Annotated in this window: 20 protein-coding genes and 1 pseudogene; 8 read left to right on the top strand and 13 right to left on the bottom strand. The window is 68.5% G+C overall.

The window, feature by feature from the left end:
* Position 1: 1 nt before the first annotated feature.
* Positions 2–2389, top strand: a complete 2388-nt coding sequence (locus ACAM26_RS09985) for a bifunctional diguanylate cyclase/phosphodiesterase (RefSeq protein ID WP_123140194.1) — start codon at positions 2–4, stop codon at positions 2387–2389.
* 316 nt (positions 2390–2705) lie between these two features.
* On the opposite strand, the gene ACAM26_RS09990 is transcribed toward ACAM26_RS09985, so the two are convergent.
* From ACAM26_RS09990 to ACAM26_RS10005, 4 genes are all read right to left on the bottom strand, one after another.
* Complete coding sequence (locus ACAM26_RS09990; RefSeq protein WP_123140195.1) at positions 2706–3956, bottom strand: NupC/NupG family nucleoside CNT transporter; 1251 nt, start codon at positions 3954–3956, stop codon at positions 2706–2708.
* Positions 3957–3969: 13 nt separating this feature from the next.
* Positions 3970–4842 (bottom strand): Hsp33 family molecular chaperone HslO, encoded by an 873-nt coding sequence (gene hslO, locus ACAM26_RS09995; protein WP_369613538.1) that lies wholly within the window; start codon positions 4840–4842, stop codon positions 3970–3972.
* A 79-nt stretch (positions 4843–4921) separates the two neighbouring features.
* On the bottom strand, positions 4922–5773 hold the full coding sequence (locus ACAM26_RS10000) for a metallophosphoesterase (protein WP_369613539.1): 852 nt from the start codon (positions 5771–5773) through the stop codon (positions 4922–4924).
* Between the two features lie 76 nt (positions 5774–5849).
* Entirely contained in the window at positions 5850–6164 is a 315-nt protein-coding gene (locus tag ACAM26_RS10005; protein ID WP_123140198.1) for an MTH1187 family thiamine-binding protein, read from the bottom strand.
* Positions 6165–6439: 275 nt separating this feature from the next.
* Here ACAM26_RS10005 and ACAM26_RS10010 point away from each other — a divergent pair, with 275 nt between their 5' ends.
* The 3 genes from ACAM26_RS10010 (at position 6440) to ACAM26_RS10020 (ending at position 9916) form a co-directional block, all read left to right on the top strand.
* Complete coding sequence (locus tag ACAM26_RS10010) at positions 6440–6904, top strand: hypothetical protein (RefSeq protein ID WP_123140199.1); 465 nt, start codon at positions 6440–6442, stop codon at positions 6902–6904.
* Between the two features lie 59 nt (positions 6905–6963).
* Positions 6964–7218, top strand: coding sequence for a DUF6489 family protein (locus ACAM26_RS10015; protein WP_123140200.1), 255 nt, complete (start codon positions 6964–6966; stop codon positions 7216–7218).
* Positions 7219–7384: 166 nt separating this feature from the next.
* A complete protein-coding gene (locus ACAM26_RS10020; protein WP_123141836.1) occupies positions 7385–9916 on the top strand; it encodes an EAL domain-containing protein in 2532 nt (843 codons plus the stop codon).
* 46 nt (positions 9917–9962) lie between these two features.
* Here the strand turns inward: ACAM26_RS10020 and purN are convergent, their stop codons facing one another.
* The gene (gene purN, locus ACAM26_RS10025; protein WP_123140202.1) at positions 9963–10628 is read right to left on the bottom strand and encodes a phosphoribosylglycinamide formyltransferase; all 666 of its coding nucleotides are present in this window, start codon (positions 10626–10628) and stop codon (positions 9963–9965) included.
* A complete protein-coding gene (gene purM / locus ACAM26_RS10030) occupies positions 10621–11694 on the bottom strand; it encodes a phosphoribosylformylglycinamidine cyclo-ligase (RefSeq protein WP_123140203.1) in 1074 nt (357 codons plus the stop codon). The genes purN and purM overlap by 8 nt, the downstream gene beginning before the upstream one ends.
* Before the next feature lie 238 nt (positions 11695–11932).
* On the opposite strand from purM, the gene ACAM26_RS10035 reads away from it, so the two are divergent.
* Positions 11933–12490, top strand: a complete 558-nt coding sequence (locus tag ACAM26_RS10035) for a CDP-alcohol phosphatidyltransferase family protein (protein WP_123140204.1) — start codon at positions 11933–11935, stop codon at positions 12488–12490.
* 7 nt (positions 12491–12497) lie between these two features.
* On the opposite strand, the gene ACAM26_RS10040 is transcribed toward ACAM26_RS10035, so the two are convergent.
* From ACAM26_RS10040 to wrbA, 4 genes and pseudogenes are all read right to left on the bottom strand, one after another.
* On the bottom strand, positions 12498–12626 hold the full coding sequence (locus ACAM26_RS10040) for a hypothetical protein (protein ID WP_369613540.1): 129 nt from the start codon (positions 12624–12626) through the stop codon (positions 12498–12500).
* A pseudogene (locus ACAM26_RS10045) lies at positions 12627–13010 on the bottom strand (DnaA/Hda family protein); the annotation flags it as partial.
* Positions 12947–13201, bottom strand: a complete 255-nt coding sequence (locus tag ACAM26_RS10050) for a DnaA/Hda family protein (protein ID WP_369613541.1) — start codon at positions 13199–13201, stop codon at positions 12947–12949. The gene ACAM26_RS10050 and the pseudogene ACAM26_RS10045, both read right to left, overlap by 64 nt.
* Entirely contained in the window at positions 13198–13815 is a 618-nt protein-coding gene (gene wrbA / locus ACAM26_RS10055; RefSeq protein WP_123140298.1) for an NAD(P)H:quinone oxidoreductase, read from the bottom strand. The genes ACAM26_RS10050 and wrbA overlap by 4 nt, the downstream gene beginning before the upstream one ends.
* A 135-nt stretch (positions 13816–13950) precedes the next feature.
* Between wrbA and ACAM26_RS10060 the strand changes: the two genes are divergently transcribed.
* Positions 13951–14247 carry an acylphosphatase gene (locus tag ACAM26_RS10060; RefSeq protein WP_123140206.1) on the top strand — a complete coding sequence of 99 codons (297 nt, stop codon included), beginning with the start codon at positions 13951–13953 and terminating at the stop codon, positions 14245–14247.
* Between the two features lie 2 nt (positions 14248–14249).
* Here the strand turns inward: ACAM26_RS10060 and ACAM26_RS10065 are convergent, their stop codons facing one another.
* The gene (locus ACAM26_RS10065) at positions 14250–15059 is read right to left on the bottom strand and encodes a metallophosphoesterase (RefSeq protein WP_369613542.1); all 810 of its coding nucleotides are present in this window, start codon (positions 15057–15059) and stop codon (positions 14250–14252) included.
* 351 nt (positions 15060–15410) lie between these two features.
* Here ACAM26_RS10065 and ACAM26_RS10070 point away from each other — a divergent pair, with 351 nt between their 5' ends.
* The gene (locus ACAM26_RS10070) at positions 15411–15830 is read left to right on the top strand and encodes a rubrerythrin family protein (protein WP_123140208.1); all 420 of its coding nucleotides are present in this window, start codon (positions 15411–15413) and stop codon (positions 15828–15830) included.
* A 91-nt stretch (positions 15831–15921) separates the two neighbouring features.
* Positions 15922–16203 carry a BPTI/Kunitz domain-containing protein gene (locus ACAM26_RS10075; protein ID WP_123140209.1) on the top strand — a complete coding sequence of 94 codons (282 nt, stop codon included), beginning with the start codon at positions 15922–15924 and terminating at the stop codon, positions 16201–16203.
* Positions 16204–16230: 27 nt separating this feature from the next.
* Here ACAM26_RS10075 and ACAM26_RS10080 read toward each other — a convergent pair whose 3' ends face one another.
* Positions 16231–17646 carry a transglycosylase SLT domain-containing protein gene (locus ACAM26_RS10080; RefSeq protein ID WP_369613543.1) on the bottom strand — a complete coding sequence of 472 codons (1416 nt, stop codon included), beginning with the start codon at positions 17644–17646 and terminating at the stop codon, positions 16231–16233.
* 217 nt (positions 17647–17863) lie between these two features.
* Positions 17864–18472 (bottom strand): nucleoside triphosphate pyrophosphatase, encoded by a 609-nt coding sequence (locus tag ACAM26_RS10085; RefSeq protein ID WP_123141831.1) that lies wholly within the window; start codon positions 18470–18472, stop codon positions 17864–17866.
* Between the last annotated feature and the right edge of the window lie 65 nt (positions 18473–18537).

Genomic DNA, 18537 nt, shown 5'->3' on the forward strand with positions numbered 1-18537 from the left:
CATGAACACCGCCCCCGTTACGCCCACCTCGCCGCCGATCCTCAGCCTGCGCTGGAAGGCGCTGGTCGCGCTCAGCCTGTTGCTGCTGGTGGTCAACCTCTCGCTGGTGCTGCTCGCCAATGCGCGGGCCCAGGCGCAGTTCGCCCTGCACCAGTCGCAGTTGCGCGAGCAGCAGGTGCGCCAGCTCCATGCGATCCTCAAGACGCGCGAGCACGAGCTCTCCAAGCTCGCCACCCTGGTGCCGGGGTTCGGCGTCGATGTCAGCGGCGCGGGGCGCGCGGCCCAGCTCGCCGCCGCGCTCGCCAGCAACGGGGTGTTGCTGGAGATCGAGTGGGGCATCGGCTCGGCGTACTGGATCGATGCCGAGGGGCGTCTGTCGGTGAGCTGGCCGGAGGGCGTCGAGCCACCGCCACCGGTGCTGCTCCATGCACTGGCGGATGACCCGGAGCGCTCGCTGTGCAAGCTCGTCTGTCGCGGCCGCGACGGGTGTGCGCACTATCTCGCCACGCCGCTGCTGTGGCAGGGTCGGTATGCCGGCAGCCTGGTGCTGGGACGCTCGCTCGCCGATGTACTGCTCGACTTCAATGCCCTCACCGGGGCGGAGGTCGCCGTCGCCAGTGCCGCCGGCGAGGCCGCCTTCCCGGTGCTCACGCACCCCGAGTACTCGCGTCCACTGCTCCGGGCGGCGGGCCCCGCACTGTTCGCACTTGCCCCCGACGAGACCCTGGAGCTGCGCCACGAGGGCCGCGAGTTCGTGCTCTATCGGGTGGCGGCGCTGGCCCCCGGGGTCGATGCCTATGTGATCAACGAGGTCACCGAGCAACGCGCCGGCATCCGCGCGAGCACCCGCGATGGCCTGTTGCTCGGGCTGCTCGGGCTGCTGCTCTCCGAGGGCTTGTTGCTGCTGATCATGAAGCCTCCGCTGCGTCGGCTGCGGGCGTTGGCGCTGGCCTTGCCTCTGCTCGCCGAGCAGCGTTATGCGGCGTTGCGCGAACGGCTCGCGCGTCCGCCTCGGGGCTGGTTGCAGCGTGATGAGATCAGCCTGATGTTCGAGACCGTGTGGCAACTCAGCGAACGGATGGAGCGGTTGCAGCGCGCCCGTGATCAGGCCGAGGCGCAGCTGATCTGGCTCGCCGAGCACGACCCGCTGACCCAGCTCGCCAACCGTCGTCGCTTCAGCGAGTCGTTCGCCCAGGTGGTCGACCAGGCCTGTCGCTTCGGACACGGCGGCGCGCTGCTGTTTCTCGACCTCGACGACTTCAAGGAGGTCAACGACCTCAGTGGTCACCAGGTCGGCGATCAGTTGCTGCAGGGGGTGGCCGATCGGCTGCGCGGGCTGGCCGAGCGCGGTGACCTGCTGGCGCGTCTCGGTGGCGACGAGTTCGCCTTGGTGTTGCCCGAGTCCGAACCCGAGCAGGCGCGCCGGTGCGCCGAGCGTCTGCAGCAGGCGATCGCACAGGTCTGTATCGAGTCGCGCGGCCGGTTGCACCGGGTCTCGGCGAGCATCGGTATCGTGCTCTTTCCCGCTCAGGGCGAGTCCACCGAAGAGCTGCTCGCGAGCGCCGATCTCGCCATGTACCGGGCCAAGCGGCAGGGACCCGGACGCTGTCATCTGTTCTCGCTCGAGGATGCCGAGCGCGAGCAGCTCGATGCCCGGATCCTGTGGCGCGAGCGTATCGCCGGCGCGCTGCGCGAGGATCGCTTCGAGCTCCATGTCCAGCCGGTGGTCGAGGTCGCCAGCGGCGAGACCTGTCACGTCGAGGGGCTGCTGCGGATGCGTGATCACGACGGCTCGCTGATCTATCCCGATCGCTTCATCCCGGTCGCCGAGCACAATGGACAGATCCAGCTGATCGACCACTGGGTGGTCGAGCATGCGCTGTGCTTGCTGGTCGCGCATCCGGGCTTGCGCCTGGCGGTCAACCTGTCGGCCAATGCGATGGTCGATACCGGGTTGCTGGATCTGCTCGAGCGACGACTCGCGACGCTCGAACTCGACCCCGGACGGTTGATCTTCGAGGTCACCGAGACGGCGGCGATCGAGTGCCTGTCGAGCGCGACCCGGCTGATGCACCGTATCCAGGCACTCGGTTGTCGCTTCGCGCTCGACGACTTCGGCACCGGCTATGCGTCCTACGCCTATCTGCGCCAGCTCCCGGTCGACGAGGTCAAGATCGACGGCGCCTTCGTGCGTGAACTGAAGAGCAGCCGCGAGGACCGGATCTTCGTCGCCGCCATCACCGACATGGCGCACGCCATGGGCAAGCGGGTGGTGGCCGAGTTCGTCGAGGACGCCGAGACGCTCGCGCTGCTGCGCGAGATCGGCGTCGACCGCGCCCAGGGCTATTACTTCGCCCGCCCCGCGCCGCTGCGGCTCGATGGGGAGTGAGCGACCAGCGACCAGCGACCAGCGACCAGCGGCCAGCGGCCAGCGGCCAGCGGGATTGAACCGCAAAGCCGCGAAGGGCGCAAAGGGGCTTGAGTTGCAAGCGACCAGCCTCCAGCCGCCAGTGGGTGTGTGCCCTCGACGACAGCACGGCTTGCCCGCATCCGTGGCGCACGTTCTTGGCGCCAGTGTTTGTGGGTAGCCAGCCACTGGCGGCTGGAGGCTGATCGCTGGAGGCTCTTCTTCCCTTTGCGGCTTCGCGGTTCAATCCCCCGGCTGGCGGCTGGCGGCTGGCGGCTGGCGGCTGGCGGCTGGCGGCTCAGATCACCAATGCCACCACCGCCCCGGTCATCAGCGTGGCCAGGGTGCCGGAGACGATGGTGCGCGGGCCGAGGGCGACGATCTCGGCGCGTCGTTCCGGGGCCAGGGTGCCGAGCGCGCCGATCATGATGCCGAGGCTGCCGAGGTTGGCGAAGCCGCACAGCGCATAGGTCATGATCAGCCGGCTGCGTGGGCTGAGCGTCTCGGGCGGCAGCGCCGCCAGATCGAGATAGGCCACCAGCTCGTTGAGGACCGTCTTGACCCCGAGCAGGGCGCCGGCGGCGGGGGCCTCGGACCAGGGGATGCCGATCAGCCAGGCCGCCGGGGCCATCAGCCAGCCGAGCACGCGCTGGGCGCTCAGCGGCGCGCCGGCGATCTCTGGCAACAGCCCGAGGGCCTGGTTGACTAGGCTCACCAGGGCGACCATCACCACCAGCATGGCGATGATATTGAGCCACAGCGGGATCGCCTGCAGGGTGCCGCGGGTGATGGCGTCCATCGCCCCGTGCGCCTCGCTGAGCAACGGGGCACGGGTCTCGGCGGTCTCGCGCGCCGTCTCCGGGATCATCACCCCGGCGATCACCAGCGCCGCCGGGGCGCTGATCAGCGAGGCGGTGAGGATGTGACCCATGGCCTCGGGGATCGCCGTGGCGAGGAAGCTCGCGTAGAGCACCATCACCGTGCCGGCGATGGTGGCCATGCCGCAGGTCATCAGCGCGAACAGCGCCGATCGCGACATCTCGCGCAGATAGGGGCGGATCAGCAGCGGCGCCTCGGTCATGCCGACGAAGACGTTGGCCGCCGCGCCGAGCCCCAGCGCGCCGCCGCTGCCGAGGGTGCGCTCGAGTACCCAGGCGAAGCCGCGTACCAGCAACGGCAGCACCCGCCAGTGGAAGAGCAGCGCCGAGAGCGCGCTGATCACCAGGATCAGCGGCAGGGCGCGGAAGGCGAGGACGAAGCCGTTCTCCGGGTACTGGGTGGCGAAGGGTGCGGCGCCACCGCCGAGATAGCCGAACACCAGCGCGGTGCCGGCCTCGGTGGCGCGCTCGAGCGCGAGCACCAGATCGTTGAGGGCGAGAAAGCCCTGCTGGACCGGGGCGAGCTTGAGGAGCGCCAGGGCGAGCAGCAGCTGCAGGCCCAGCCCCACGAGCACCAGGCGCGGACGGACTGCGCGACGCGACTCGCTGACCGACCAGGCCAGCGCGAGGATGACGACGAGTCCGAGCAGCGGCTGGAGACTGGTCAGCATGGCAGGTCCCGGCTCAGTGCTGGGTCGGCGGCGAGCTGTGGTGGCTGTCCTCGGCGAGCAGCTGGCGGGCGTCGACCGGATCGAAGCGATAGGTGCGGTTGCAGAACTCGCAGGTCACCTCGAGCCCGTCGCGCTCGGCGAGGATCGACTCGACCTCCTCGGCGCCGAGCAGCTTGACGGTCTGCTCGATGCGCGCGCGCGAGCAGCCGCAGCGAAAAGCGATCGGGTCGGGCTCGAAGAGTCGCACCGGCTCCTCGTTGAACAGCCGGTAGAGGAGTTGCTCGGCGGGCAGCGCGAGCAGCTCCCCGCGGGTCAGGGTGTTGGCGAGCATGCCCACCCGCGACCAGTCCTCGGCAGCGCGGTCTGCGCCGGGCAGGCGCTGCAGCAGCATGCCTGCGGCGCGCTCGCCGTCGGCATCGAGCCAGAGTCGGGTCGGCAGCTGCTCGGAGCCGCTGAAGAAGTGCTCCATGGCATCGGCCAGGCGCTCGCCCTGGAGCGCGACGATGCCTTGATAGGGCTCGCCGGTGCGCGGTTCGATGGTGAGCACCAGGCGGGCGGTGCCGAACAGCTCGGCGAGCGGGGCCTCGGGGTCGAGCTCGCCATCCCAGCGCGCCAGCCCGCGCACCGTGCGTGCGCTGGTGGCCTGGGCGACCAGGGTGCGCAGCGGGCCGTCGCCCTGGGCCTGGAGGATCAGCGCGCCGTCGAACTTGAGGGTGGCGGCGAGCAGCGAGACCGCCGCCAGCGCCTCGCCGAGCAGGCCGCGTACCGGCTCGGGGTAGTCGTGGGCATCGAGTACCGCGCGCCAGCTGGCGTCGAGATGCACCAGATTGCCGCGGATGTCGGTCTGTTCGAAGAGAAAACGGTGGAGGCTGTCGGTATCACTCATCGATAGGTCCTGGTCGCCGGGCGGATTCGCCCGGCGCTGGTCGTGGGGTGGGTCCCGGCTGGCACCGGGCACCCGGGATTCAATCCGGTGGTGTGTCGAGCTCGGCGAGGAAACTGTCCACGGCGGTCTCGAGCGCGAGTGTCCCGGAGAGCACCTCGGTCTCGAAACGCTCGCGCCATTGCGGCATCAGCAGCTGGGCGCGGTGCCACTCCTCGTAGAGGATGTGCGCGAGCGGTCCGCCCTGTTCGATGAAGCCGGAGTCGAGAAAGGTCCGGCGGGCGCGCTCGCGATCGTAGTCGAAGCGCACGATCTCCCACTGCCAGCGCCCCTGATGGAATTCGAGCAGGGCGTAGCTGCCGCGCGGGTCGCCGTCGAAGGGCGAGCCGACCGAGCCGACGTTGAGGATCGGCAACCCGTCGAGCACCCGGGTGAGCGGGCGGTGGGTGTGGGCGGTGACGAACAGCGCCACGCCCTCGGGCAGGGCGCCGTCGCGTAGCGTCTCGTCGGGGAGCGCGGCGGTGACGCCGTGGCGGTTGCCGCGCATGGTGCCGTGGGTGACGTGCACCCAGCTCGTCTCGCTGCCGGCATGGAAGCACAGATGGTCCGGCCACTGGTTGAGCGTCTCCAGCGCCGGGGCGATCTGGTGCAGCGTCCAGTCGGCGAACGCGCGCATGCGCGCGTCGAGCGCGTCGCGCGGGGGCTCGCGCTGGCAGCGCAGCATCCAGGTCTCGTGGTTGCCGCGCACCGGCAGCCAGCCGTGCTCACGGCGCAGACGCTCGAACAGTTGCAGGCATTCGAGGCTGCTGGGGCCGCGATTGACCAGGTCGCCATCCATGATCACCAGGTCCGGCGACCAGTCGAGGATGCGGGCGACGGCGACCTCCATGGCCGGGAGGTTGGCCTGGACGTCGGAAAAGATCGCGACCTTCATCGGGCTGTCGAGTGCGGCTGTCGTGCGGTGCGCCAACCATACCGGTAAGCGCCGCGCTCGGCCAGTGCCAAGCCGCTCACTCAGGGGCGCCGAGCCGATGCTCGACCGAGGCGATCTTGCCCGCGAGCCGGCCCTCGGCGCGCTTGCGCATATCGAACTTGGCCACCGCATAGACGCGCTCGCAGCCCATCGCGTCGAGGATCGCCTGGGCGCGCTCGATCAGCGCCAGCGCCTCGGGCAGGGTCTCGGTCTCGACCACGGTCCCCATGGGGCCGAGTTGGTGGGGGTAGCCGCTGTCGCGGACCATCGCGACCACGGGGGCGACGAAGCGGCTGACCCCGCTGCCTCCCTGATCGAGCGGGAAGATGGTCAGTTCGAGAAGCACGGACATCGGGGTCTCCAGTGTGGTCTTGGGAATGATCGGGCATGCACGCGATTTGCCGCCCGCGCGCGCGGCGACTTAGACTAGACATCTCCGCCACTGGTCGGGTCGTGACGCGCTGTCGGCATCAGCCTTGCCACCGCTTGCGCGTCGATCTCGATCCGGCGCTCCGCTGCCACTCGGCGTGCCTCGCACGACCATCGGGCCCCGGAGTCCGCAGTGCGCTCCGAACACCCTGTGGGGTCGCCGTCGCTGGCATGGTGGCCCGTTGCTCCGAGAAACGCATGCCCTTAGAAGATACCGTCGGGGATCCCGATCTGGATACCCCCTTGTCGCTCACCCTCTCGCCCGCCATGCTCTTCCATGCCCTGATGGGCTCGGCCAGCGCCGTCCATACCGGCTGGCAGAGTTGTATCGACAATGCCCTGGTGGTCTCCGAGCTGATCGCCACCGATGACCGCGTCGGCAACTATTGTCGTCTGGTCGAGCAGGAGTTCGTCGAGGACGAGCAGCCCGATACCGTTTGGCATGACTGGACGCTCGAGATCCGTATCGATCCGGTGCTGATCACCGGTCACTGGCAGCTCCCGGCCACCGCCCACCCCTCTGAGTGGGAGTGGAACGCCCGCGAGGCCCGCCGCGCCTTCGAACGCGCCTGTGTCTTGTTCGGGCGCCGTACCCGGCCGGGTGTGGTGATCGATGAACCGGCGCCGGCGGCACCCTCGGTGCCGCGTGCAAGCCGTCACTGACGCCGATCGCGACGTACGGCGTCGCGATCCAAGCCACCGCCGCGAGGAGGTCCGCCGAGATGAAGATCAAGGTCGATGTCGAGATGACCCCGGAGGAGATGCGCAAGCTGTTCGGCCTGCCCGATGTGGAGGCCTTCCAGCGCCAGCTGCTCGACGAGATCGGCGCGCGCATCAGCGAGGGCGCCGAGGGCTACGAGCCGCTCAAGCTGTTCCAGCCCTACATGAACAGTACGCTCGCCTCCTGGGAGATGTTCCACCGCATGATGGGGGGGGTGGCGAGCGCCGAGCGGCGCTCGTCCGAGGCCGACGACTAAGGCGCGCTGATGTCGGAAGAGGGCGTTGATCCTATAATGGCTGGCATGTCGATTGCCCAACCTCCGTCCTGTTACGAGCGGGACCAGCAACGCCCTTGATCGCCCGATGCATCATTGCCGCCGACTCGCCCGCTATCGGGCCCATCCTGTCGTGGGAGTCTGAGGCGTGAACCCTCGCCGCGACCCTCGAGAAGCCATCGCACTGGACCAGGACTTCGCCATCGCGCTGGTCAACCAGCTGGTGGTGCCGGCCTTCGTGCTCGATGCCGATTGCCGGGTGGTGATCTGGAATGCGGCCTGCGAGCGGCTCACCGGGATGCGCGCCGCCGAGGTGATCGGCACTGCCGAGCACTGGCGCGCCTTCTACCGTGCCCCCAAGCCCTGTCTCGCCGACCTGTTGATACAGGGGCGACTCGATGAGCTCAGGGATCGCTACGACCTGGCCGTCGGCGAGGGGCTCGACGCGTCCGGTGCGGCCCATGTCGAGGGCTGGTGCGACATGCCGTTGCTGCACACCGAGCGCTATCTCGGACTCGATGCCGGTCCCATTCGCGACGCCGAGGGGCGGCTGGTCGCGGTGGTCGAGACGCTGCGCGACCTCACCGAGCGCCAGCGTGCGCAGACGGCGTTGCAGCTCAATGCCAGCGTGTTCGAGAACTCGCAGGAAGGGATCGTCATCACCGATACCAGCTCGCGCATCCTCGACGTCAACGCCGCCTTCACCCGCGTGACCGGTTATCCCCGCGAGGAGGTGCTCGGCCGCACCCCGGCGCTGCTCAAGTCGGGGCTGCAGGACGACCAGTTCTATCAGGAGATGTGGCATCGGCTGCGTGAGTTCGGTCAGTGGAGCGGCGAGATCTGGAATCGACGCCGATCGGGCGAGGTCTATCCCGAGATGCTGCGGGTCAACGCGGTGAAGGACGCCGAGGGCACCCTGACCCACTATGTCGGCATGTTCTCCGACATCACCGATCTCAAGGATGCCCAGCGCCGGCTCGAGAGCCTGGCCAACTACGACGCCCTCACCAGCCTGCCCAACCGGGTGCTGCTCAGCGATCGGTTGCATCAGGCGCTGGCCAACGCCAAGCGGCGCGACCGGCTGGTGGCCATCTGTTTCCTCGATCTCGACGACTTCAAGCTGGTCAACGATCATCACGGGCACGACGCCGGGGATCGCTTCCTCGTCGAGATCGCCAAGCGACTGGTGCGCACGGTGCGCGGTGGCGATACCGTCGCCCGACTCGGGGGGGACGAGTTCGTGCTCCTGATCACCGAGCTGCGCAACACCGATGAGCTGGATCTGGTGCTCGAGCGCACCCTCAAGACCATCGATGCGCCCTTCGAGATCGACGGTATCCCGCTCGACGTCTCGGCGAGCATCGGGGTCACCCTCTATCCCTTCGACGACGCCGATCCCGACACCCTGCTGCGCCATGCCGACCAGGCCATGTACCAGGCCAAGCAGCTCGGTCGCAACCGCTACCAGCTCTTCGACATGGAGGCGGCGGCCAACGTCCAGCATCATCATCAGGAACTCGAGCGGATGCGCCGCGCCTTGCAGCACGGCGAGCTGCGCCTGTTCTATCAGCCCAAGGTCAACATGCGCACCGGCAAGGTGATCGGGGTCGAGGCGCTGATCCGCTGGCAGCACCCGGAACGCGGCATCCTCGCCCCGGCCGAGTTCCTGCCGCTGGTCGAGCAGAGTTCGCTGATCGTCGACATCGGCGAGTGGGTGCTGCACGAGGCGCTGGCGCAACTCGCCGAGTGGTCGCAGAAGGGTCACGAGCTCAACGTCAGTGTCAACATCGCCACCCGCCATTTCCAGCACATCGACTTCGTGGCGCGGTTGCAGGCGATCCTGGCCGAATACCCCGGGGTGGCGCCCGAACGGCTCGAGCTCGAGATCCTCGAGAGCGTCGCGCTCGAGGACGTCGAGGCGATGCGCGCGGTGATCGCCGCCTGTCAGGCGATGGGGGTGCGTTTCGCGCTCGATGATTTCGGGACCGGTTATTCCTCGCTCAACTATCTCAAGCAGCTCCCGGCCGAGACCCTCAAGGTCGACCGCTCATTCGTGCGCGACATGCTCGACGACCAGGAGGATCTGGCGATCATCGAGGGCGTGATCGGGCTGGCCAGCGTGTTCGGCAAGGAGGTTATCGCCGAGGGCGTCGAGACCCCGGAACACGGCGTGATGCTGATGCGCATCGGCTGCGATCATGCCCAAGGGTACGCCATCGCCCGACCGATGCCGGCCGACTCGATGCTCGACTGGCTCAAGGGGTTCGAGCCGGATCCGCGCTGGCTGCTGGGGCGCGGCGGACAGGGCGAGCGCTTCGACCTGCCGCTGTTGCTGGCGCAGTACGATCACGTCAAGTGGGTCCGTCAGGTGATCGGTGCGCTCGATGCCGATGTCTCGGCGCTGCCGCTCGAGGATCAGGCCGAGCAGTGTCGTCGACGTTTCGGCGTCTGGCTGGCCGGCGTCGGCCGTGACCGCTATGGCGAGCTGCCCGAGTATGCCGAGATCGAGCGTATCCATGCGCGCATGCACGAGGTCTCCACCGAGATCCTGCGGTTGCGTGTCAATGGTCAGTGGGAGGCGGCGCGGCTGCAGTGCATGGAGCTGATCGGGATGAAGCGCCAGATCCTCGCCAAGCTCGATTGCTTCCAGCGCGCCCTGGTCGACGGCAAGCGCGCCTGAGGGGGACGTCCCGGCGCCCCTGGTCGGGAGCGCCGGGGCGAGAGGTTCAGCCGGCGGCGTCGATGATGCGCGGCCCGGACAGCGGCACGTCGTCGAGCCGGGCCTGGTCCTGATCATCGAGCCTGAGCCGTCCCTGCGCGAACCAGCGCACCACCGTCGGATAGATGATGTGCTCCTGCTTCAGCACCCGTGCCGCGAGGCGCTCGGCATCGTCGTCCGCCTCGACGGCGACGCGCGCCTGCAGCACCACCGGGCCGCCGTCGAGTTCGGCGGTGACGAAGTGGACGCTGGCGCCGTGCTCGCGCTCACCGGCGTCGAGCGCGCGCTGGTGGGTGTGCAGCCCACGATACTTCGGCAGCAGTGAGGGGTGGATGTTGAGCAGCCGCCCGCGGTGTGCGGCGACGAACGCCGGGGTGAGGATGCGCATGAAGCCGGCGAGCACCACCAGTCCGGGATCGTAATCCGCGATCAACCCGGTGAGCGCGGCATCGTAGTCGGCGCGCTCGGCATAGTCGCGATGATCGAGCACTGCGGTGGCGATGCCATGGCGCCGGGCGCGTTCGAGTCCGCCGGCGTCGGCGCGGTTGCTGATCACCGCGACGATGCGGATCGGCAGCTCACCGCGCGCCTGGCCGTCGATCAGCGCCTGCAGATTGCTCCCGCCACCGGAGATCAGCACCACCACCGGGAGTGCTTGCTGCGCCTCACCCATCGGTCCGCGTGCCCTCGTAGTGCACCTCCGGCGCGCCTTCGGCCTGCTCGATGCGACCGATGGTCCAGGCCTGTTCGCCGGCGTTGGCGAGCAGCGCCATGGTCTCGTCGTGGTCCTCGGCGGCGACGCAGACGATCATGCCGATGCCGCAGTTGAAGGTGCGCAGCATCTCCTGCTCACTGATCCCGCCGGCCTGCTGCAGCCAGTCGAACACCGCCGGACGCTGCCAGGCGTCGAGATCGATCACCGCGCGGGTGTCCTCGGGCAGCACCCGCGGCAGGTTCTCGGTGAGACCGCCGCCGGTGATGTGCGAGAGCGCGTGCACCCGCAGGGTACGGATCAGCGGCAGGATCGCGGGGATGTAGATGCGCGTCGGCGCCATCAGTCGCTCGGCGAGCGTGGCCTCGTCGAACGGCGCCTGGAGATCGACGCCGCTGACCTCGATGACCTTGCGGATCAGCGAGTAGCCGTTGGAGTGCGGCCCGGAGGAGGCGAGGCCGATGAGCACGTCGCCGGGACGCACCCGCTCGGGGAGGATCAGCTCGGATTTCTCGGCGATGCCGACGCAGAAGCCGGCGAGATCGTAGTCGCCGGCGCCGTACATGCCGGGCATCTCCGCCGTCTCGCCGCCGGTGAGGGCGCAGCCGGCCAGCTCGCAGCCGCGGGCGATGCCGCCGACCACGGTGCTGGCAACCTCGACGTCGAGCTTGGCGGTGGCGTAGTAGTCGAGGAAGAACAGCGGCTCGGCTCCGCTGACCAGGATGTCGTTGGCGCACATCGCCACCAGGTCGATGCCGATGCCGTCATGACGATCGAGCTCGATGGCCAGGCGCAGCTTGGTGCCGACACCGTCGGTACCCGAGACCAGGACCGGCTCGCGGTACTGACCGAGCGGCAGCTCGAAGAGTGCGCCGAAACCGCCGAGACCGGTGACCACGCCGGGACGGCTGGTGCGCGCGGCGAGCGGCTTGATGCGCTCGACGAGTTCGGCCCCGGCGTCGATGTCGACACCGGCGTCACGGTAATTGAGCGAAGGGGAGGGGTTTTGAGTGGGATCCTGCGTCACGCTGGGGCTCCGTTGAGTGTGCCAGGGCGCGATTGTATACCGTCAGCGCCCGGTATAACTTGGAGAGTCTCCGGGGCTCGGGTAGGATGCGAGCCGCCCGGGCGGGGCGGTGTCCTCCGCGGTGTCCCGGAGCGTGGCATGGGGCGCGTTGGGCTGTTCGTGAAAGCCCTTCAAAATCAGTGGTCTGGCGCGACCTTTCGGTGTTTCAGTTGGTTGCGATCAGGGTCAGGACAGACAGGTGAAGCTCAGAGATCTTCCCAATATCATCAGTGTGATGCGGCTGGTGGCGGTGGCGCCGGTCGTCTATCTGCTGCTCATCGGCGAGTTCGGCTGGGCGCTGGCGCTGTTCGCCTTCGCCGGGATCTCCGACGGGCTCGACGGTTTCCTGGCCAAGCATTACGGCTGGCAGACCCGGCTCGGCGGCATCCTCGACCCGCTCGCCGACAAGGCGCTGCTGGTGTGCTGCTTCCTGGTGCTGGGATCGCTCGGCGCCATTCCGGTGTGGCTGGTGGTCGCGGTGGTGTTCCGCGATCTGCTGATCGTGGTCGGCGCGGTGCTCTACAACTATCGCGTCGAGACCGTAGAGGCGGCGCCCTTGCCGGCGAGCAAGCTCAATACCCTGCTGCAGATCCTGCTGGTGGTGCTGGTGATCATGGATGCCGGTCCCTTCCCGCTGCCCGAGCTGTTGATCCAGTCGTTGGTCTGGGGCTGTCTGGCCACGGTGCTGGTCAGTGGCGCCCAGTATGTCTGGGTGTGGGGGCGCAAGGCTGCGGTGCGTGGCGCGCATCACGACTGACCCGGGCTCAGGGCGCATCGTGCAGGACCCGTCGCACCATCGGGATGGTCGGCTGGCGCTGTTCGCGCAGGCTGGCCGCGTCGATTCGTTCGATCAGCGCGAGCAGTGACTCGGGGTCGCGGGCGTGATAGTGCATGATGTAGCGCACCAGCGCCGGCCCGAGCCGCAGACCGCGCTGCGCGGCCGAGGTGCTGAGCAGTTGCTCGCAGTCGCGATCGGTCAGTGCGAGCAGCCGATAGCAGGGTCCCCATTGCAGACGTGAGCGCAGATCGGCGCGGTCGAGTGTCAGCCGCTCCGGTGGCTGGCGCGCGGCGCCGAGCAGTTGCCGGCCACGCTCGCGCAGACGGTTGTAGAGATCGAACAGTGCCTGCTCCCAGTCGCCATCCCTGGTGACGGCATCGATGTCGTCGATGGCGATCAGGTCGAGTTGCTCGAGGTCGTCGAGCAGCGACGGCGTCAGCCCCGGGGTCTTGAGCGGGAGTAGTGCGCCTGGAGGCGATGCGCGCTCGCTTCGAGACAGGCCGCCTGGAGCAGGTGCGTCTTGCCGGTGCCGCTGGCGCCGTGAAGAAACACCAGAGGCTCGCCCGTCGTGCCGCTCAGCGCGGCGATGGCGGCCACCGCCTCGGCGTTGGGGCCGGGCAGGTATTCGGTCAGTGTCGGCTCGCGTGTCAGCGCGACCGGCAGGTGCAGTTGCGGACTCGGCTGGGTCAAGACGAGATCGGTCCCTGGTTGCCGCTCGGCTCGAGGCTGCGCGCGGTCTGCGCCAGCCGCTGTCCGAGTGCCTGACAGAGCCGCTGCTCTTCCTCGCTCACCGCCAGGTCGCTGTCCGGGCCGGCGAGATGCGAGGGACCGTAGGGGGTTCCGCCGCTGCGGGTGTGGAGCAGGTCCTCGGCGCTGTAGGGGAGCCCGAGCAGCAGCATGCCGTGGTGCAGCAGTGGCAGCATCATGCTCAGCAGGGTGCTCTCCTGGCCGCCATGCAGGCTGGAGGTGGAGGTGAAGACCCCGGCGGGCTTGCCGGCGAGCGCCCCCGAGAGCCACAGCCCGCTGGTGCCGTCGAGAAAATACTTGAGTGCCGCGGCCATGTTGCCGAAACGCGTGGGTGAGCCGAGCGCGAGTCCGGCACACCCGCGCAGGTCGTCATGGGTGACATAGGGCGGTCCCGAGTCGGGGATCGGTGGTGCGCTCGCCTCGCAGTCGCTGGAGACCGCCGGAACGGTTCGCAGTCGCGCCTCCAGGCCGGCCTGCTCGACCCCGCGCGCGATCTGTCGCGCCATCTCCGCGGTGGCCCCGTGACGGCTGTAGTACAACACCAGGATGAAGGACATCTGTTCGCACTCCTTGTCGTTGTCGGCGATACGGGCGCGCCGCCCGGCGCGCTGCACTTGGTGGAGAATGGTCCCGTGCGGCTGTGTTCGCAACCCGCACGGCATGTCGTCGTATTGGCTGAACGGGGGAGCGAGATGAACGGGATGCGGGTGTCTGGCGGGGCGCGGCGGTGTTGTCGCTGTCTGGTTGCGGGGCGGGTGCAGGGGGTGTGGTTTCGTGGTGCGACCCGCGAGCAGGCCGATCGCCTGGGGGTGAGCGGCTATGCGCGCAATCTGCCCGATGGTCGGGTCGAAGTGGTGTGCTGTGGTGAGGCGGGCGCGGTGGAGCGGTTGCGTGACTGGCTGCACCAGGGGCCGCCTGCGGCACGTGTCGAGACGGTCGTTTGCGAGCCGCTCGAGGAAGGCGGCTATCACGGCTTCGTGATCGGCTGAGGTCAGTAGCCGCTGGCCTCGAGATCGGGGTGTTCGGGGTAATCGTTGAGCCTGACCACGCGGGTCTCGATGTGACCGTTGCCATGCAGCAGGAGCTCGCGGTAGCCCGGCGGTCGTGTGTCGAGGGCAAATCCGCGACTCTGCTTGAGGAACTGGACGCTGGTGGCCGGGGCGGCGAGCAGTTCGAGCCGTCCGATGTGCTGGGCAAAGGCCTGATGGACGTGCCCGAAGAGGATCGCGCGCACCTGGGGGTGGTCGGCGCAGAGTGTGACCAGGGCCTCGCCGTTGTCGACCCCGAGGCTGTCGATCCAGGCGCTGCCGACGGCGACCGGGTGATGATGAAGGCAGACCAGGGTCGGCGCTTGGTTGGTCTCCAGCCAGGCGCCGAGCGCGCTGAGCTGGGCCGGTTCGACGTGTCCGCGGACCTCACCGGGCAGGCTCGAGTCGAGCAGCGCCAGACGCCAGTTGCCGAGCGCGACGATGCTGCCCGAGGGTGGTGCGAAATGGCCGAGGATCTCGTGCGCCAGTGGCCAGTGATCGTGGTTGCCGGCGACGCAGTAACAGGGCAATCGGGTCTGCTCGAGCCGGTCTCGCAACAGTCGATAGCCGCCGGCGGCCTCGTCGTGCGCCAGGTCGCCGGTGATCAGCAGGGCGTCGGCCGGGGCGCTGGCCAGCGCGCGCTCGAGCACCGCCTCGAAGCTGTGGCGGGTGCGCATGCCGAGCAGTCTGCCCTCTGCCTGATCATAGAGGTGAGGGTCTGAGAGGTGCAGGAGCCGAAGCGGCTGTGCGGGGACCTGGGGCGATGGCTGCATGAGCGGGTGTCCGGTACGGCGAGGGGCCAAGATAGGAGGTGGCTGGGGGCGGCGCGCCAGCGGGTCGGGAGCAGGTGGGGCAGTGTGGCTCGCCGGCTGGTGGTGTGTCGCTGGATGTCGCGGGACGCTGGCCGATCCTTCGTGTGTCCGAGTATGGCAGTCTTAGCAGTGTGCTCACTGGCTCGCAAGCATGAGGCTGAAGAGCTGCGAGCTGGCGCTCAGCATCGGGATCGGGTGATTTATCATTTTTGCCGATCTTTTTTATCGAAATAATCGATTTTAACTTTCCATTGCCCATCCTCCAATCTGAGTTGCACCGCAGCAGAATCGCTACAGCGTCGTGGAGATCAGATGCAACTCAAGGGCAGCAAGACCGAGCAGAGCCTGATCCAGGCCTTCATCGCCGAGTCCCAGGCCAATCGTCGCTATCTGTACTTTGCCGCCAAGGCCGATATCGAGGGCTATGGCGAGATCGCCATGCTGTTTCGCTCGGCCGCGGAAGGCGAAACCGGTCATGCGCTCGGCCATCTGGAGTATCTCGAGCCGGTCGGTGATCCGGTCACCGGATTACCGATCGGGACGACCGTCGACAACCTTCGCGCCTCCATCGCCGGGGAACAGGTCGAGTCCACCGAGATGTATCCACGGATGGCGCGGCTGGCGCGTGACGAGGGCTTTGACGAGATCGCCGACTGGTTCGAGACCCTGGCCCAGGCCGAGCGTACCCACATCAACCGCTTTCGTCAGGTGCTCGCCCACCTCGAGCCCTGAGCGGGTGCCGGGTTCGGCAGTGGGTCGTCTCTGTGGTTACAATCCTTCCGGCATCGCAGGCAATCGAGCGGTGCGTGAAGGAGTCTCAACGATGCACCCACACCATTCCACGGGGCGCCGCCGATCTGCGTTGTCGTTGCTGCTGATGGCAGCGCTGCTTGCCGGTTGCGCCAGTCAGCCGAGTATCGACACCAACAAGGAACTCCCCGTTGGCTGTCTCGCCAAGCCCGATCCCGGTCCCTGTCGCGCGGCCCAGACGCGCTTCTTCTACGACTATCGCGACAATCGCTGCAAGCCCTTCCGCTATGGTGGCTGCGACGGTCGGGTCCCGTTCGAGACCCTGGCCGAGTGTCGCTCCTTCTGTGAACCCTGATGCCGCGCGTGCGACCTGGGCTCGCCGCTAGATCCCGCCGATGCGCAGTCGTTGTCCGGGATGGATCTCGTTGTCGTCCGGCGCGAGCTGGTTGAGTGCGCGGAGCTGGGAGACGGTGAGACCGTTTTCCAGTGCTACGCGGTAGAGGGTCTCGTTCGGCTGCACGACGTGATAGCGCGTCTGGGGTTTCGGCTCGGCGCGCTGCGTGCTGGCCACCCGGGGTGGCGTCGGCGGGGTGCGCGAGACCACCACCGGGATCGCCGGCGGGTGGCTGGCGATGCGCTTCAGGCTGCCCGCAGGCAGCCACACGGTGGTGCCGGCCGGGATCGGGCGGCTGCCCGAGACCAGTCGCTTGCGCCAGTGCAGGTTGAGTGAGGCAAGCTGGCTCGGTGAGACCGTGTAATGGCTGGCCAGGCGGGTCAGCGGCAGGCTGTGACGCAGCACCAGGCGGTCGTGACGCCAGGGCTGTTCGTAGGCCAGGCCCTCGGGGAAATAGCGCCTGGCATGCATGGCGACCTCGCGCGCGGCGACGAACTCGGCGTAGAAGTTACGCGAGGCAAAGCCGAAGTAGCGACCGTCGTACTCCTCGACGATCCGACCGATGTCATCGCCATATCTGGCCTTGGCCTTGGCCATGCCGCCCTGGCCGTGGTTGTAGGAGGTGATCGCCAGCGGCCAACTGCCGAGCTTGCGCTGGGCCTGGGCGAGATAGCGTGCGGCGCCGTCGGCGGCGAGGATGGGGTCGAAGCGCTCGTCGACGTGACGGTCGACGGTCATGAACAAGCGTCCGGTGGCGGGCATGAACTGCCACACCCCGCCGGCGCCGACGCTCGAGCGGGCGTGGGTCTGAAAGGAGGACTCGACGTGCGGCAGATAGGCCAGGTCCTCGGGCACGCCGTGGGCCTGCATGATCTCGCGGAAGATCTGGTCGTAGCGTCCGCTGATCTCGACCCCGCGTTTGAAGCGCTCGCGCAGTCCGCGCTGCGAGCGTACCCGCTCATCGGCCCCGAACACCGCCTCGCGACCAGCGGCCTCCTCGAACTGCGCGAGCAGCTGGCGATCGGCGCGTGCCAGCGAGCGCTGCTCGCGCAGTGCCGCCTCGAGCGCGCGCACCCGACTGGCGTGGTGGCGCTTGCGCGCAGCGATCCAGTCGCGCTGGGCCTGGGTGTAGGACTCGGCGCTGGCGCCGGGCAGGGTGGCGACCTCGTAGATTACCCCCAGGTGCCGGTCGTCGTGGAACACCACCTGGTCGCGTCGCCAGATCCCATAGACATGACGCCAGAAGTCGACGTTGTCGGCGATCTCCTCGGGGACCGGAAAGGTCTCCGAGCCATAGTGACCGTGCTGCCCGGTGGTGGCGCAGCCGGAGAGCGCGAGCAGGGCGAGGATGAGTGCGCCCAGCGTCCAGCGCGGGCGGCAACGGCGAGCGGCATCGGGTCGCATGGTCGGCGGCTCCTGTGGTCATCGAAGGCCCGCGGACGGGCCCGTCGTCGGGGAGGGGAGAGACGGCGTCCAGTACCCTGGAGCGCATGGTGCAAGCCTAAAGTCTCGCCCGGGAGTCGCATCAGGTGCAATCGGCAAAACCCCCTAATTTCGAAGGTGCCGGACAGGTCGGTGGTGCGTGCGCCTCGGCCCGCGGGAGAGGAGCGCGCTCGGCGGTTCAGTCGAGCGGTTGTGTGCCCTGGGTCAGTGGATCGATGCCGTGGTCCTGCAGCAGGGTCACCAGCCGGATCAGCGGCAGTCCGATCAGCGCGTTGGGGTCCTCGCCCTCGAGCCGCTCGAACAGGGCGATGCCAAGCCCCTCTGACTTGAAGCTGCCGGCGCTGGAGAAGGGACGCTCGCGCGCGACATAGCCGGCGATCTGCGCCTCGGTGAGCGCGCGCATATGGACCCGGAAGGGTTCGACCAGGGTCTGGGCGCGGCCGCTGGCGGCATCGAGCAGACAGAGACCGGTCTGGAAGGTGACGGCGCGCCCGGCGCAGAGGCTGAGCTGTGCGATCGCCGCCTCGTGGCCGCCGGGCTTGCCGAGGATCTGGCCGTCGATGCTCGCGACCTGATCCGAGCCGATGATCAGCGCCTCGGGGTGAGTGGCGGCGACGGCGCGGGCCTTGGCCTCGGCCAGACGCATCACCAGGGCCTGGGCGGGCTCGTCGGGGAGGGGGCGTTCGTCGACCTCGGGGGCGGCGGTGGCGAAGGCGAGTCCGAGACGCTCCAGCAGGGCGCGGCGGAAGGGCGAAGTGGAGGCGAGGATGAGCTTGGGTTGGGACATGATGGATGCGTGCTCCGGCAGAGGATTGGGTGCAGGAGCGCGATGCTATCACCCGGTCACCGGGC

Origin of the sequence: Marichromatium sp. PS1, assembly GCF_041155115.1 — a bacterium.
Lineage (GTDB): Bacteria > Pseudomonadota > Gammaproteobacteria > Chromatiales > Chromatiaceae > Marichromatium > Marichromatium gracile.

Excerpts from the sequence above, each read along its gene's own strand:
- ACAM26_RS10005 (WP_123140198.1), bottom strand. The coding sequence starts at position 6,164 with ATGTCCGTGCTTCTCGAACTGACCATCTTCCCGCTCGATCAGGGAGGC.
- ACAM26_RS10075 (WP_123140209.1), top strand. The coding sequence starts at position 15,922 with ATGCACCCACACCATTCCACGGGGCGCCGCCGATCTGCGTTGTCGTTG.
- ACAM26_RS09985 (WP_123140194.1), top strand. The coding sequence starts at position 2 with ATGAACACCGCCCCCGTTACGCCCACCTCGCCGCCGATCCTCAGCCTG.
- ACAM26_RS09990 (WP_123140195.1), bottom strand. The coding sequence starts at position 3,956 with ATGCTGACCAGTCTCCAGCCGCTGCTCGGACTCGTCGTCATCCTCGCG.
- ACAM26_RS10060 (WP_123140206.1), top strand. The coding sequence starts at position 13,951 with ATGAACGGGATGCGGGTGTCTGGCGGGGCGCGGCGGTGTTGTCGCTGT.
- ACAM26_RS10015 (WP_123140200.1), top strand. The coding sequence starts at position 6,964 with ATGAAGATCAAGGTCGATGTCGAGATGACCCCGGAGGAGATGCGCAAG.
- ACAM26_RS10070 (WP_123140208.1), top strand. The coding sequence starts at position 15,411 with ATGCAACTCAAGGGCAGCAAGACCGAGCAGAGCCTGATCCAGGCCTTC.
- ACAM26_RS10010 (WP_123140199.1), top strand. The coding sequence starts at position 6,440 with ATGCCCTTAGAAGATACCGTCGGGGATCCCGATCTGGATACCCCCTTG.
- ACAM26_RS10000 (WP_369613539.1), bottom strand. The coding sequence starts at position 5,773 with ATGAAGGTCGCGATCTTTTCCGACGTCCAGGCCAACCTCCCGGCCATG.
- purN (WP_123140202.1), bottom strand. The coding sequence starts at position 10,628 with ATGGGTGAGGCGCAGCAAGCACTCCCGGTGGTGGTGCTGATCTCCGGT.
- ACAM26_RS10085 (WP_123141831.1), bottom strand. The coding sequence starts at position 18,472 with ATGTCCCAACCCAAGCTCATCCTCGCCTCCACTTCGCCCTTCCGCCGC.
- ACAM26_RS10040 (WP_369613540.1), bottom strand. The coding sequence starts at position 12,626 with ATGCACTATCACGCCCGCGACCCCGAGTCACTGCTCGCGCTGATCGAA.
- ACAM26_RS10080 (WP_369613543.1), bottom strand. The coding sequence starts at position 17,646 with ATGCGACCCGATGCCGCTCGCCGTTGCCGCCCGCGCTGGACGCTGGGC.
- ACAM26_RS10065 (WP_369613542.1), bottom strand. The coding sequence starts at position 15,059 with ATGCAGCCATCGCCCCAGGTCCCCGCACAGCCGCTTCGGCTCCTGCAC.
- wrbA (WP_123140298.1), bottom strand. The coding sequence starts at position 13,815 with ATGTCCTTCATCCTGGTGTTGTACTACAGCCGTCACGGGGCCACCGCG.
- hslO (WP_369613538.1), bottom strand. The coding sequence starts at position 4,842 with ATGAGTGATACCGACAGCCTCCACCGTTTTCTCTTCGAACAGACCGAC.